This window comes from Mycolicibacterium madagascariense (genome assembly GCF_010729665.1).
GTDB classification, from domain to species: Bacteria; Actinomycetota; Actinomycetes; order Mycobacteriales; family Mycobacteriaceae; genus Mycobacterium; species Mycobacterium madagascariense.
In genome coordinates this window covers 2,227,030-2,240,688 of record NZ_AP022610.1, presented here as the reverse complement: position 1 = coordinate 2,240,688, position 13,659 = coordinate 2,227,030, and the positions used below count along the sequence as shown (strand labels likewise).

The window sequence follows — 13,659 nt, the reverse complement described above, 5'->3', positions numbered from 1 at the left end:
GCGCTCAGCCTAGCTGGCTTCCTGCACCGTCTTGGCCGGGCTCGGAGTGGGCAGCACGGCGTAGAGATCGCGCTCCAGATCCTTGCGCGCCTCGGCGTGGTCGGATTCGGGGGCGGCGTCGTCGGCGGCCAGCGCGGGCACCACCAGACCGAACGCGTCCACCACCGACGACCCGAGCGTGGTGACCTTCGCCCAGGTGATGTCGATGCCGTCGCGCTCGATGACCGCCGTCAGCCGGGCCAGCAACCCGGCCCGGTCCGTGCTGCGGATCTGCAGGACGAATTCGCCGGCCGACGTCCCCCGGAACCACAGGATGCGCGGCGGCGCGGGCGCGTTGATCGGCACGGCGTCGGGGATGTCCCCCGCCCTCGTCGTGGTGGTCGCGGCGGCGTCGCGGTCGCGGCGCTCCAGGGTGCCGATCACGTCGAGGTCACCGGCCAGCGCGAGCACGAACTGTTCGCGCAACAGCTCGGCCGCGGGCGGTGAGCCGAAGTGCGGTGAGACGACGAACGTGTTGATCGCGGCGCCGTCGTGGACGCTGACCGAGGCGGAGTGCACGCGTAGCGAGTTCAGCGCCAGCACGCCCGCGGCCTTGGACAGCAACCCGCGTCGGTCCGGCGCGATCATCGCGACGTGGTAGACGTGCGGGCTGTCGGCCGCGACGAGTTCGACGTGCACGCCGCCGTCGGCCGCCAGTTCGAGGTGCCGCGGCTCGATCGGGTCGGGTTGGGGCAGCGGTTCGCCGGCCATCACCAACCGGCAGCGCCGCACCAGATCGCCGATGAGCGAGGCCTTCCAGTCGCCCCAGACCCCGGGGCCGGTGGCCAGGGAGTCGGCCTCGGCGAGGGCGTGCAGCAGCTCCAGCAGCACCGGATCGCCGTCGAGTAGCGCCACGACGTCGGCGATGGTCTGCGGATCCTGCAGGTCGCGGCGGGTGGCCGTGTCGGGCAGCAGCAGGTGGTAGCGGACGATCTTGGACAGCAGGACGACGTCGGACGGCCACAGGCCGAGCCGGGTGCCGATCTGGGTGGCCAGGTCGGCGCCGATGACGCTGTGGTCCCCGCCGCGTCCCTTGCCGATGTCGTGGACCAGCGCGCCGAGCACCAGGAGGTCCGGCCGCGCCACCCGGGTGGTGAAAGCGCTTGCGCGCGAGACGGTTTCGGCAAGATGACGGTCGACGGTCCAGATGTGGACGATGTCGCGCGGCGGGAGGTCCCGCACGGCGCCCCACTCGGGAAAGAGCCTGCCCCACAAGCCCGTTCGATCCAGTGCCTCGATCGTGGCCACGGTCGCGGGACCCGCGGCCAGCATCACCAGCAGGTCCTTGAGCGCCTGGCGTGGCCACGGCGTGCGCAGTTCCGGTGCGGTCGCGGCCAGTCGGCTCAGCGTCGACGCCGACATCGGCAGCCCGGTGGTCGCCGACGCGGCGGCCACGCGCAGGATCAACCCCGGGTCGCGCTCCGGCCGGGCGTCGCGGGCCAGCATGACCTCACCGCCATACTCGATGACACCTTCGTCGACGGGCCGGCGCACCGGCCGCCGCAGCGCCGACAAACCGCGGCGCGGCAAGGCATTCGACGCCGTGCGGATGCCGGCGTCGACGTAGTAGCCGATGGTGCGGGCCGCGTCGCTGAGCATCCGCGCCAGGTCGAAGCGATCGCCGATGTGCAGCGCGGCACCGATCTCGTCGGCGAATTGCGCCAGCAGCATCTCCCGACCGCGCCGCGACACCCGGTGCAGTTCGGTGCGGACGTTGAGCAGGGCGAGGTGCGCGTCGCCCAGCGATCCGGTCGGCGACGCCAGCGAGCGGCTCGGGTAGGCGTCGGCCAGCTGGGCGATCGCCAGCGCGTTGAGCAGCTGGACGTCGCGCAGGCCGCCGCGACCGTTCTTCAGATCCGGTTCGGCGCGGTGGGCGATCTGCCCGCTGCGCTCCCAGCGCGCCCTGGTGTGCTCGACGAGTTCTTCGAACCGCGGCGCGATTCCGGTGCGCCACTGGCGCCGTGCCCCGCCGACCAGCAGGGCCGACAGGTCGGCGTCACCCGCGATGTGCCTGGCGTCGAGCATGGCCAGGCCCGCCGATATGTCGTCGTTGGCGACCTTGAGCGCCTCGGGCACCGTCCGCACACTGTGGTCGATGTGAATGTTGGCGTCCCACAACGGATACCAGAGCAGTTCGGCCACCTGCGACACGATGTCGCTGGGCATGTCGTCGTGCACCAGCGTCAGATCGAGGTCGGAGTACGGGAGCAGTTCGCCCCGGCCGAGACCGCCCGTGGCGACGATGGCGAAACCGCTCGTCGGCGTGATGCCGATCTCGGCCGCCTTGGTGGTGAGCCAGAATTCGTGCAGATCGAGCAGCGCATTGCGCAGCGCGGCGGAGTCCAGCCGCGCCCCGCTGCTCAGCAGCTGCTCGACGGCGGTCGAGAGGTCGTGGGCCGGACGCGACGATCCCGCCGCCGGGGCCTCCCATCGAGAGGCCCCGGGGGCGGGATCTGGGTTCTGCTTCGTCATGTCGGTCCTCCCCGGACGCGCGGTTGATCAACGACTCGGTGCGCGTCCGGGAGACGACGCTCAGATCATCGGTACGTCAAATGGCGTCGGTTCCCCGCTCACCGGTCCGCACGCGGACGACGGTGTCGACGGGGCTCACCCACACCTTGCCGTCACCGATCTTGCCGGTGCGCGCGGCCTGGACGATGACGTCGACCACCTTGTCCACGGCGGAGTCGTCGACGACGACCTCGACCCGCACCTTCGGCACGAAGTCCACGGAGTACTCCGCGCCGCGGTAGACCTCGGTGTGGCCCTTCTGACGGCCGTAACCCTGTACCTCGCTGACCGTCATCCCGAGGATGCCGGCCTGTTCGAGGCCAGTCTTGACGTCCTCGAGGGTGAACGGCTTGACGATGGCTGTGATCAGCTTCATTTCCCTCATTCCTCCGAGGCCATAGCGCGGCTGAGCACCGAGCTGCTGCCCACTGTCGAGAAGTCGTATCCGGTTTCTGCGTGTTCGGCCTCGTCGATGCCGTTGGCCTCATCTTCCTCGTCGACCCGCAGACCGATGGTGAACTTCAGGATGTACGCCAAGATAGTCGTGACGATGAACGAGTAGAACATCACCGCGAACGCGCCAATGGCCTGTCGACCCAGCTGATCCCAGCCGCCACCGTAGAACAGACCCGGTGAGACGCCGGCGACGCCGCTGATGGCCGACGCCTCGGGGGCGCCGACGAATCCGATCAGCAGGGTGCCGGTCAGACCACCGATCATGTGGACGCCGACCACGTCGAGCGCATCGTCGAAGCCAAGCTTGAACTTCAACCCGACGGCCAGCGCGCAGACCGCGCCGCCGACGATGCCGATGACCAACGCGCCGAGGATGTTGACCGAGGCGCACGAGGGCGTGATGACGACCAACCCGGCCACCGCACCCGACGCCGCGCCGAGGGACGTGGCGTGGCCGTCCCGGATCCGCTCCGTGACCAACCAGGCGAGCATGGCGGCCGCGGTGGCCACCGTCGTCGTGACGAACGTCGACGCCGCGACACCGTTGGAGTTCAGGGCGGATCCGGCGTTGAACCCGTACCACCCGAACCACAGCAGGCCGGCGCCGAGCATGACGAACGGCAGGTTGTGCGGCCGCATCGGCGTTCCCGGCCAGCCCTTGCGCTTGCCGAGGACGAGACACAGGGCTAGACCCGCGGCACCCGAGTTGATGTGCACCGCGGTTCCACCGGCGAAGTCGAGCGCGTGCAGCTTGTTGGCGATCCAGCCGCCGTGCGCGCCGGTGAAGCCGTCGAAGCAGAACACCCAGTGCGCCACGGGGAAGTAGACGAACGTTGCCCAGAGGGTGGCGAAGACCAGCCACGCACTGAACTTCAGGCGGTCGGCGATCGCACCCGAGACCAGGGCGACGGTGATGATGGCGAACATCAGCTGGAACATCACGAAGACCAGCTGAGGAATGGTGCCCGCGAGCGGAATGTCGACGGCCGCCTTCGCGGCGATCCCCGTGGCGGGGTCAGCGGCGACCGCGGCGGCCGCGTTCCCGCCGATGAGGCCCTTCAGCCCGAAGTACTGGGTCGGATTGCCCATGAAGTTGCCGACGTCGTTGCCGAACGACATCGAGTAGCCGTAGAGCACCCACAGGACCGTGACGATCCCCATGGCGCTGAAGCTCATCATCAGCATGTTCAAGACGCCCTTGGCGCGCACCATGCCGCCGTAGAAGAACGCCAGTCCCGGTGTCATCAGCAACACCAAGGCGGAGCTCGCCAGCATCCATGCGGTATCCCCCGTGTCGGGGACACCCATTATCGGGAAGCCATCCACTCGCCGTTTCCTCCTTCGCCCATGCCCCCGGCAGGCACCGTTGACCTAGGGCAAGACAATGCGCACTGGTTGTTTCGCCGATGATCCGCCCGTGTTTCGCTGACGTGAACGGATCGGGCGATCTCGTTTCGTCGGCGTTAACCGGCTCGTCAGCGGCATCCGTGGGACGGCGAAGCCTTACGCGACGGTGACGAATTGGGGCGAATGGCGGTCAGCCCAGTAGGGCGTCGACGAACGCGGCGGGTTCGAACGGCGCGAGGTCGTCGGAGCCCTCCCCCAGTCCGACCAGCTTCACGGGGACACCCAGTTCCTGCTGCACGCGGAAGACGATCCCGCCCTTGGCCGTCCCGTCGAGCTTGGTCAGCACGACGCCGGTGATCTCGACGACCTCGGCGAACACGCGCGCCTGGGGCAGGCTGTTCTGGCCGATCGTGGCATCCAGCACGAGGAGCACCTCGTCGACCACGGCGCGCTTGGATACCACCCTCTTGACCTTGCCGAGCTCGTCCATCAGGCCCGTCTTGGTGTGCAGGCGGCCGGCCGTGTCGATCACGACGACGTCGGCGCCGGTGGCGACACCCTGATCGACGGCGTCGAAGGCGACCGACGCGGGGTCGGCGCCCTCGGGCCCCCGGACCACCTCCGCGCCGACGCGCGACGCCCAACTCTGCAGCTGATCGGCCGCTGCCGCACGGAACGTGTCGGCCGCGCCGAGGACCACCCGGCGCCCGTCGGCGACGAGCACGCGGGCGAGCTTGCCGACGGTCGTCGTCTTGCCCGTGCCGTTCACGCCCACCACCAACAGCACCGACGGCTTGTCGGCGTGCGGCAGGGCCTTGATCGAACGGTCCAGCTCGGGGCGCAGCTCGGAGATCAGCACGTCGCGCAGCACCGCCCGGGCGTCCGCCTCGGACCGGATGCTGGTGGCGGCCATCCTGGCCCGCAGCGCCGTGATGATCGAGGCGGTGACGACGGGTCCGAGATCGGCGACGAGCAGCGTGTCCTCGATCTCCTCCCACGAATCCTCGTCGAGGTCCCCGCCGCCGAGGAGCCCCAGCATGCTGCGGCCGAGGGCGTTCTGCGACTTCGACAACCGGCCCCGCAGGCGTTCCAGCCTGCCGTCGGGCGGCGCGATCGCGTCGATCTCTGAGGCCGGCGCCTCGGCGACCGGCTCGGGAGCCGGCGGCTCGACCGGCTCGGGGGCGGGCGGCTCGACGACCTCGGGGGCGGGCGGCTCGGGGAGCTGGACGTCGGAGATCGAGCGCTTCGGCGCATCGCGCGGGATGGTCGCATCGTCCCCGACGGCGGGCAGGCCCTCGACGTCGAGCGGCGTCCCCGGCCGGGCTCGGGGCGGCTCGACCGTCGTCGTCGACTGCGAGAACGAGATCGGTGACGACGCCGTGTAGCCGCCGGACTTGTCGGTGCGTTCGTCCAGCGATGGCGTCGCCGACTGGGACAGGCTGATCCGCCGACGCCGGTACCGCACCAGGCCGACGACCACCGCCACCACGACGAGCAGGGCGACGACCGCGACGGCGATCCAGAGAACCATCAATTGACTGTGCGTCACCGAGGCATTGTCTCAGGGGCGCGACCGCGTCCCGACCACCCCTGCTCCCGGACCCCCGGCGATTGGTGGAAGTCGAGGAGCGGTCGGCGCTCCCTAGACGCCACGAATCGCCGTGGTGTCGGGAGTCAGGTCGGTGAGGTGGCCAACTCCTGGCCGCGCATCCGCTGCGAGATGACCGTGGTGATGCCGTCGTCGCGCATGGTGACGCCGTACAGCGCGTCGGCGACCTCCATGGTCGGCTTCTGGTGGGTGATGACGATGAGCTGGGAGCGCTCGCGCAGCTGCTCGAACAGGCTGATCAGCCGTCGCAGGTTGACGTCGTCGAGCGCGGCCTCCACCTCGTCCATGACGTAGAACGGCGAGGGGCGGGCGCGGAAGATCGCCACCAGCATCGCGACCGCGGTCAGCGACTTCTCCCCACCGGACAGCAGTGACAACCGCTTGATCTTCTTGCCGGGCGGTCGGGCCTCGACCTCGATCCCGGTGGTCAGCATGTCGGCGGGGTTGGTCAGCAGCAGCCGTCCCTCCCCGCCGGGGAACAGCGTGGCGAACACCTGGGTGAACTCGCGCTCCACGTCGGCGTAGGCCTCGGAGAACACCTGCAGGATGCGGTCGTCGACGTCGGTGATCACGTCGAGCAGATCCTTGCGGGCGGCCTTGACGTCCTCGAGCTGGGTGGACAGGAAGTTGTAGCGCTCCTCCAGCGCCGCGAACTCTTCCAGCGCAAGGGGATTCACCCGCCCGAGCTCGGTGAGTTCGCGCTCGGCCTTCTTGGCCCTGCGCTCCTGGGTGGCCCGGTCGAACGGCATCGGGGCGGGCTCGGTGACCTGCTCGCCGCGTTCCTTGGCCTGCTCGTACTCCGCCATCTCCAGCGCCGTGGGAGGCAGCCCGACGTGGGGCCCGTACTCCTCGACCAGGTCGTCGGTCGCCATGCCGAACTGCTCCAGCGCCTGCTGTTCGAGCTGCTCGATGCGCAGCGCCGCCTGCGCCTTGGCCACCTCGTCGCGGTGCAGCGAGTCGGTCAGGGCGCTCAGCCGCGCGCTCAGTTCGTCGACCTCACGACGCACCCGGCTCAGCGCCTCGGCGCGGGCACTGCGTTCGGTGGCCAGGCCGTCGCGGGTCCGGCCCGCGACCGCCACCGCGGTGGCCAGTCGCGCCGCCACCAGCCGCCCGGACTCCGCCACCGCCGCCGCGACCGCTGCGGCGTATTCGCGGGCCTCGCGGGCGCGCTGCGCCCGCAGCCGCGCCTCGCGTTCGGCGGCCGCCGCCCGCCGCAGTGAATCCGCCCGTCCGCGAACGCCATTCGCGCGTTCCTCGGCGGTGCGCACGGTCAGCCGCGCTTCGAACTCGGCCGCCCTGGCCGCCTCGGCCGCCGCCACCGACTCCAGACGGTCGACCGGTTCGTCGTCGAACATCGGCTCCTCCTGCGCATTGCGCAGGCGCTCCTCGAGTTCGGTGAGCTCCTGGACGGTCTTGACCCGGCCGGCCTCCAGCTCGTTGCGCTGCCCGATCAGCCGCTGCCACTCCTCGTCGGCGGCGCGGGCGTCCTGCCCCAGCCTCGCGAGCTGCTCGTAGATCGCCGAGATGGCGGCGTCGGATTCGTTGAGCGCGGCGAGCGCGTCCTCGGCGGCGTCGCGCCGCGCAGCCTGTTCCTCCAGCGCCCCGGACAACGCCGCGGTCAGCTCGCCGACCTGACGTTCGGCGTCCACCAAATCGGCCTTGGCCCTGTCGATTTCGCTGGTGATCTCCAGTGTGCTCGGTTTGCGGTCGGACCCGCCGGTGAGCAGACCCGCACCCACCAGGTCACCATCGGTGGTGACGACCCGCACCCGGGGGCGCGCGGCCACCAGGTCGAGGGCGACCGAGAGTTCCCCGACCACGACGACTCCGGCCAGCAGCGCGCCGATTGCGCCGCGCAGCCGGGGCGACGGCTCCACCAGGTCCAGCGCCCATACCGCACCCTCGGGTAGGGCCGCATCCGAATCATGCTGTGCAACAACGGCTTCCGGCCAATCACCGAAGACGAGGGCGGCCCGCCCACCGTCGGCCTCCTTGAGCGCGGCGACGGCCGAGCGGGCCGCACCGAAGTCCTCGGCGGCAAGGGCGTCGGCCGCCGAACCGAGCACCGCGGCGATGGCCGTCTCGTAGCCGGGTCTGACGCGCACCATCTCGGCCACCGAACCGAACAGGCCCGTGCCGCCGTGCTGCTGCAGCCACGCCGCACCGTCGCGACGGTCCAATCCGACCGCGAGCGCATCGATGCGCGCCCGCAGCGACGCCACCTGGCGTTCGACGCCGCGCTCGGCCGCCTGCAACTCGACCACGCGCGCGTCGGCCTGCCGCTGCGCGGCCATGGTGCGGTCGTGCTGCTCGTCGAGTCCGACCTCGCCCGCGTCGAGCTCGGCCACCCGGCTCTGGACGGTGTCGAACTCCGCGCGGGCCTGCTCGACCCGCAGCGCGGCGTCCTCGATGGCGACGGTCAGTCGGGCGACGCCCTCGTCGATCGACTCGACGCGCGTGCGCATCGTGTCGACCTGACCGGCGAGCCTGGCCAGGCCCTCCCGACGGTCGGCCTCGGCGCGGGCCGCCGCGAGGTGCGCACGTTCGGCCTCGGTGGCGATGCGCTCGCGTTCGCTCAGCTCGGCGCGCGCCTCCTCCTGGCGATGTCGCGACTCGGCCAGTTCCTCCAGCAGCAGCCGTTCGTGGGCGGCGACCTCGTCGGCCTCGGCCTCCAGCGCTTCGGGATCGGTGCCCTCGGACCGATCGGTGTCGGCGTCGAGCAGCTGCGTGCGCTCGGCAGCGATGCGCACCGTCGCCCCGACCCGTTCGGCCAAGGCGGACAACCGAAACCACGTCTGCTGCGCGGCTTCGGCGCGACCGCTCAACTCGGACACCGCGGTGTCGTGGGCGGTCAGTTCCAGCGTCGCGGTGTCCAGTCGCGCGCTGATCTCGTCGTACTCGCGCCGCAGCAGGGTCTCGGCCTGGTTCGTGTCGCGAAATTCGTTGCGCCGAGCCACCAGATCGTCGGCGGCCAACCGCAACCGGGCATCCCGCAGGTCGGCCTGGATGGTCTGGGCCCGCCGCGCCATCTCCGCCTGACGCCCGAGCGGTTTGAGCTGGCGCCGCAACTCGGCGGTCAGATCGGAGAGCCGGTTCAGGTTCGCCGACATCGAGTCGAGCTTGCGGACCGCCTTCTCCTTGCGCTTGCGATGCTTCAGCACGCCTGCGGCTTCCTCGATGAACGCGCGCCGGTCCTCCGGGCGCGACTCCAGGATCTCCGAGAGCTTGCCCTGGCCGACGATGACGTGCATCTCGCGCCCGATGCCCGAGTCGCTGAGGAGCTCTTGCACGTCCATCAGCCGGCAGCTGCTGCCGTTGATCTCGTATTCGCCTGCGCCGTCGCGGAACATCCGGCGGGTGATGGACACCTCGGAGTACTCGATCGGCAGGGCGTTGTCGGAGTTGTCGATCGTCAGCGTCACCTCGGCGCGCCCGAGCGGTGCCCGCGACGACGTGCCGGCGAAGATGACGTCCTCCATCTTGCCGCCGCGCAGCGTCTTGGCGCCCTGCTCGCCCATGACCCACGTCAGCGCATCGACGACGTTCGACTTGCCCGAGCCGTTGGGACCGACCACGCACGTGATGCCGGGTTCGAAGCGCAGAGTCGTCGGCGAGGCGAAGGACTTGAAGCCCTTCAGCGTCAGACTCTTGAGATGCATGGGCTGCGAGCTTACCTGCGAGGTTGCTACCGCTCGGCGAAGCCCTCGATCGGATCGCCCGCCTCGGACCAGTCGTAGACGACGGTGTCGACGCGCCCCGGCGTGGCCCCGTCTTTGAGCAGGTCGACGAGCCGTTGGCACGCGTCGCGCGGGCCGCGCGCCACGACGTGCACGCGGCCGTCGGGCTTGTTGGCCGCGAAGCCGGTGAGCCCGAGTTCGAGCGCCCTGGCGCGCGTCCACCAGCGGAATCCGACGCCCTGCACCCGGCCGTGCACCCACGCGCTCACCCGGACGGGAGCGTCGGGGGGATGGCTCACTTCTCCGTGACCTCGAACGTCACCTCGGTGCCTGACTTCAGGGTGCGACCGACGGTGCACACCTTGTCGATCGACCGCTCGACGATGACCTTGAGCTTCCTGATCTCCTCCTCGGAGAGCCCCGAGAGGTCGACCTCGAGCTTCTCCTCCAGCAGCGGGTAGCGCTCCTGCTCACGGTCGGCGGGCCCGGACACCCGCACGGTGGCCTGGTAGTCGTCACCGAGGCGGGTACGCAGGGCGTGGTCGCTGCTCATGCCGCTGCACGCGGCCAGCGCGATCTTGAGCAACTCCCCCGGCGTAAAGACGCCCTCGACGTCCTCGGAACCGACGAGCACCTCCGCACCCCGCGTGCTGCGGCCGGTGTAGCGGCGCACGCCCGTGCGTTCGACCCACAGATCCGTCATGTAGCTCCTCCATACTCGTTCGCCGACATGGCATTTCGGCGGGTCGTGATCGTCAAGGCCGCGGCCGCGGTTGGCGTGGTCCCGGTTGGCGTGGTCCCGGTTGGCGTGGTCTCGGTTGACACCGTGGACAGTAGAACGAGGACCGGTTCATGAACTTGTCGCGCTTCATGATCGCGCCGCAGCGTCGGCACGGCAGGCCCTCGCGGCCGTAGGCGTCCAGCGACCGGTCGAAGTAGCCCGACTCGCCGTTGACGTTGACGTAGAGCGAGTCGAACGACGTCCCGCCCTGACCGAGCGCGTCGCGCATCACCTCGGCGGCGTGGCCGAGGAGCTCCACGAGCTTGGGCTTCGTCAGCGTCTCGGCGATGCGGGCCCCGTTGACCTTGGCCCGCCAGAGCGACTCGTCGGCGTAGATGTTGCCGATGCCGGACACGACGGTCTGGTCGAGCAGCTGGCGCTTGATCTCGGAGTGCTTGCCGCGCAACACCTTTACCACCGCGGCCGCATCGAAGAGGGGGTCGAGCGGATCGCGGGCGACGTGCGCGACGGGGACGGGCACCTCGGTGCCGTCGACGGTGACGAGGTCGGCGAGCATCCATCCGCCGAACGTGCGTTGATCGACGAAGCTCATGGCCGTGCCGTCGTCGAGCAGCGTCGCGACCCGCAGGTGCTCGGTCTTGGTCACCGGTCCCAGCAGCATCTGGCCACTCATCCCGAGGTGGACCACCAGGGCGTCGCCGCCGTCGAGGGTGAGCCACAGGTACTTGCCGCGACGGCCGGTTCCCGTCACGACGCGGTCGAGCAGCCGGGCCGTCAGATCGGCGGGCCCCTCCTCGTGGCGCCGCACCGCGCGGGGGTGGTGCACGCGCACCGCGGTGATGCTGCGCCCGACGACGTGGGCGTCGAGTCCGCGGCGGACGACCTCGACCTCGGGAAGCTCAGGCATCCCGCGCGAGCTCGGTGTCGGCGTCGGGCGCGTCGACGGCCTCGATCGCCGCCAGCGCCTTGTACGCCGCGGCGGCCGCCTGCTGCTCGGCCTCCTTCTTGGTGTGCCCCTCGCCGTGCCCGTAGTCCTCGCCGCTGACCGTGGCCCGCGCCGTGAAGTGCTTGTCGTGCTCGGGGCCGCTCGACGAGACCACGTAGGCGGGCACGCCGAGGCGGCGCGCCGCGGCGAGCTCCTGCAGGCTGGTCTTCCAGTCGAGGCCGGCGCCCAGGTTGGCGGCGGTCGTCAGCGCGTCGGAGAACAGCCGGATGATGACCTCCTGGGCGACCTCGTGTCCGTGCTGGACGTACGTCGCGCCCAACAGTGACTCCACGGCGTCGGCGAGCAGGTTCGCCTTCTGCGCGCCGCCACTGCTGACCTCACCGCGGCCCAGGAGCAGGTAGGTGCCCAGCCCGCCGGGGACGAGGTTCCTGGCGATCCGCGCCAGTGCCTGGGTGTTGACCACCGCGGATTTCAGCTTCGCCAGCTCGCCTTCGCTGCGGTCGGGGTACCTGGTGAAGATCTCCGACGTGATGACCAGGCCGAGTACGGCGTCACCGAGGAATTCGAGCCGTTCGTTGGTGGGCAGGCCGCCCGCCTCGTACGCGTAGCTGCGATGTGTCAGTGCCAGGGTGAGCAGCTCGTCGGGCAGATCGACGCCGAGCGCCTCGAGCAACGGGGTGCGGTCGACCGTCACCCGCGGCCCTCGTCGTCGGGGAGCTGCAGCGCCGCCAGCTTCGCCCACCTCGGATCGACGACGTCGTGACGGTGCGGCTCGGCGTCGGCCTCGACGTCGGCCAGCGGGATCCCGCACTCGGGGCACAGGCCGGGACAGTCCTCGCGGCACAGGGGCGAGAACGGCAGCATCATGCCGACGGCGTCGATGATCGGCTGCTCGAGGTCGACGGTGTCGTCGACGACCCGGCCCACCTCGTCGTCCTCGTCGGTGGTGGCCTCGGTGGCGCTGTCCGGGTAGGCGAACAGCTCGGTGAGGTAGATCTCGACGTCACCGGTCACCGGCGTCAGGCAGCGCGAGCACTCGCCCTCCGTCGGCGCCGACACCGTGCCACTGACCAGGACGCCCTCCGACACCGACTCCAGTCGCAGGTCGAGGTCGACGGGGGCACCCTCGGGGATGCCGATCAGCTCGATGCCGATCCGCGACGGCGCGGACACCGTGTCGTCGAACGTGATCATCGAGCCGGGCCGCATCCCGAGCCGCGAGACGTCCAGGACGAAGGGCGATCGCGGGCCTAACGGGGAACCGCGGTGCGCGCCATGCTTCGATCCGGCCATCAGACGATCCTACGGCGCAGGTCCGACGCGGCCCCAATGGACCGCGGGCGGTCGTGCTCCTGGCTTATCGCTGCGCGTAGTCGTGCGTGCCGGCGGCGGTCCGCAGTTGGTGGCGGCCGCGTCCGACGGAGCGCAGGGTGCCGTTGAGGTAGTCCTCGAACTCGGCGAGCTTGCTGTCGACGTAGATGTCGCACTCGCCGCGCAGGCGGTCGGCCTCGGCGTGGGCCGTGTCGATGAGCCGGGTCGCCTCCGCGGTCGCGGTCTGGACGATCTCGGTCTGCGACACCAGGCGCTGCTGCTCCTTGATGCCCTCCTGGACGGCCTTCTCGTAGGAGACGTTGCCGTTCTCGATGAGGCGGTCGGCCTCGGCCTTGGCACGCATGGTGCTGGCCTCGTACTCGCGCTTGGACATCGTCGAGACGCGGTTGGCCTCCTCGCGGGCCTCGCCGACCATGCGCTCGGCGTGCTGGCGCGCCTCGGAGACCATGCGGTCCGCGGCGCCCTTGGCGTCGGCGAGGATGCGGTCGGCCTCGCTGCGGGAGTGATTGAGCAGTGAGTCCGCCTCAGCGGTCGCCGACGCCACCATGGAGTCGGCGTGATCCTTTGCCTCGCGCAACATCTGGTCGCGGGCGTCGAGGACGTCCTGCGCGTCGTCGAGTTCGCCGGGGATGGCGTCCTTGATGTCGTCGAGCAGCTCGAGCACGTCGCCTCGGGGCACCATGCAGCCGGCCGTCATCGGCACACCGCGGGCTTCCTCGACGATGGCTCCGAGCTCGTCGAGCGCTTCGAATACTCGGTACACGGCAATACCCTCCCGGCCTAGTTGGTCGTGACCAGTGTGCCTGGTGTTACTCGTGTGACTCGGTACGCCACGCCGGTGAGTTTTCGATCGACCCGCGCGCCGATCCTGCTGTCAGATCGCGAATCCGGCGCTCGACGCGATCTCCCAGCAGGCTCGGCGGGCGGGGCGTCAGCGCTCGGCGGGCGGGGCGTCAGCGCTCGGCGGGCGGGGCGTCAGCGCTCGGCGGGCGGGGCGTCA

The 13,659-nt window shown here is 70.4% G+C and carries 11 protein-coding genes; all 11 read right to left on the bottom strand.

All coding sequences use genetic code 11. The features are described 5' to 3' along the window. Window positions 1-9: 9 nt before the first annotated feature. Entirely contained in the window at window positions 10-2,511 is a 2,502-nt protein-coding gene (locus tag G6N60_RS10580; protein WP_163736332.1) for a [protein-PII] uridylyltransferase, read from the bottom strand. A gap of 76 nt (window positions 2,512-2,587) precedes the next feature. Further along, window positions 2,588-2,926 carry a P-II family nitrogen regulator gene (locus G6N60_RS10575; protein ID WP_163736329.1) on the bottom strand — a complete coding sequence of 113 codons (339 nt, stop codon included), beginning with the start codon at window positions 2,924-2,926 and terminating at the stop codon, window positions 2,588-2,590. Between the two features lie 5 nt (window positions 2,927-2,931). Continuing rightward, the gene (locus G6N60_RS10570; RefSeq protein ID WP_163736326.1) at window positions 2,932-4,332 is read right to left on the bottom strand and encodes an ammonium transporter; all 1,401 of its coding nucleotides are present in this window, start codon (window positions 4,330-4,332) and stop codon (window positions 2,932-2,934) included. 211 nt (window positions 4,333-4,543) lie between these two features. Next, complete coding sequence (gene ftsY / locus G6N60_RS10565; protein ID WP_163736322.1) at window positions 4,544-5,884, bottom strand: signal recognition particle-docking protein FtsY; 1,341 nt, start codon at window positions 5,882-5,884, stop codon at window positions 4,544-4,546. 143 nt (window positions 5,885-6,027) lie between these two features. After that, the gene (gene smc / locus G6N60_RS10560; protein WP_163736319.1) at window positions 6,028-9,621 is read right to left on the bottom strand and encodes a chromosome segregation protein SMC; all 3,594 of its coding nucleotides are present in this window, start codon (window positions 9,619-9,621) and stop codon (window positions 6,028-6,030) included. 26 nt (window positions 9,622-9,647) lie between these two features. Next, window positions 9,648-9,938, bottom strand: coding sequence for an acylphosphatase (locus G6N60_RS10555; RefSeq protein WP_163736316.1), 291 nt, complete (start codon window positions 9,936-9,938; stop codon window positions 9,648-9,650). Further along, window positions 9,935-10,342, bottom strand: a complete 408-nt coding sequence (locus G6N60_RS10550; protein WP_163736313.1) for an OsmC family protein — start codon at window positions 10,340-10,342, stop codon at window positions 9,935-9,937. The genes G6N60_RS10555 and G6N60_RS10550 overlap by 4 nt, the downstream gene beginning before the upstream one ends. A gap of 52 nt (window positions 10,343-10,394) precedes the next feature. Beyond that, on the bottom strand, window positions 10,395-11,288 hold the full coding sequence (mutM, locus tag G6N60_RS10545; RefSeq protein WP_163736310.1) for a bifunctional DNA-formamidopyrimidine glycosylase/DNA-(apurinic or apyrimidinic site) lyase: 894 nt from the start codon (window positions 11,286-11,288) through the stop codon (window positions 10,395-10,397). Beyond that, window positions 11,281-12,021: a ribonuclease III gene (gene rnc, locus G6N60_RS10540; protein ID WP_163736307.1), complete on the bottom strand. Its 741-nt coding sequence runs from the start codon at window positions 12,019-12,021 to the stop codon at window positions 11,281-11,283. The genes mutM and rnc overlap by 8 nt, the downstream gene beginning before the upstream one ends. Then, the gene (locus tag G6N60_RS10535; protein WP_163736304.1) at window positions 12,018-12,620 is read right to left on the bottom strand and encodes a YceD family protein; all 603 of its coding nucleotides are present in this window, start codon (window positions 12,618-12,620) and stop codon (window positions 12,018-12,020) included. Before G6N60_RS10535 ends, rnc begins: the two co-directional genes overlap by 4 nt. A 64-nt stretch (window positions 12,621-12,684) precedes the next feature. Beyond that, window positions 12,685-13,422: a cell division protein SepIVA gene (gene sepIVA, locus G6N60_RS10530; RefSeq protein WP_163736301.1), complete on the bottom strand. Its 738-nt coding sequence runs from the start codon at window positions 13,420-13,422 to the stop codon at window positions 12,685-12,687. Window positions 13,423-13,659 lie beyond the last annotated feature (237 nt).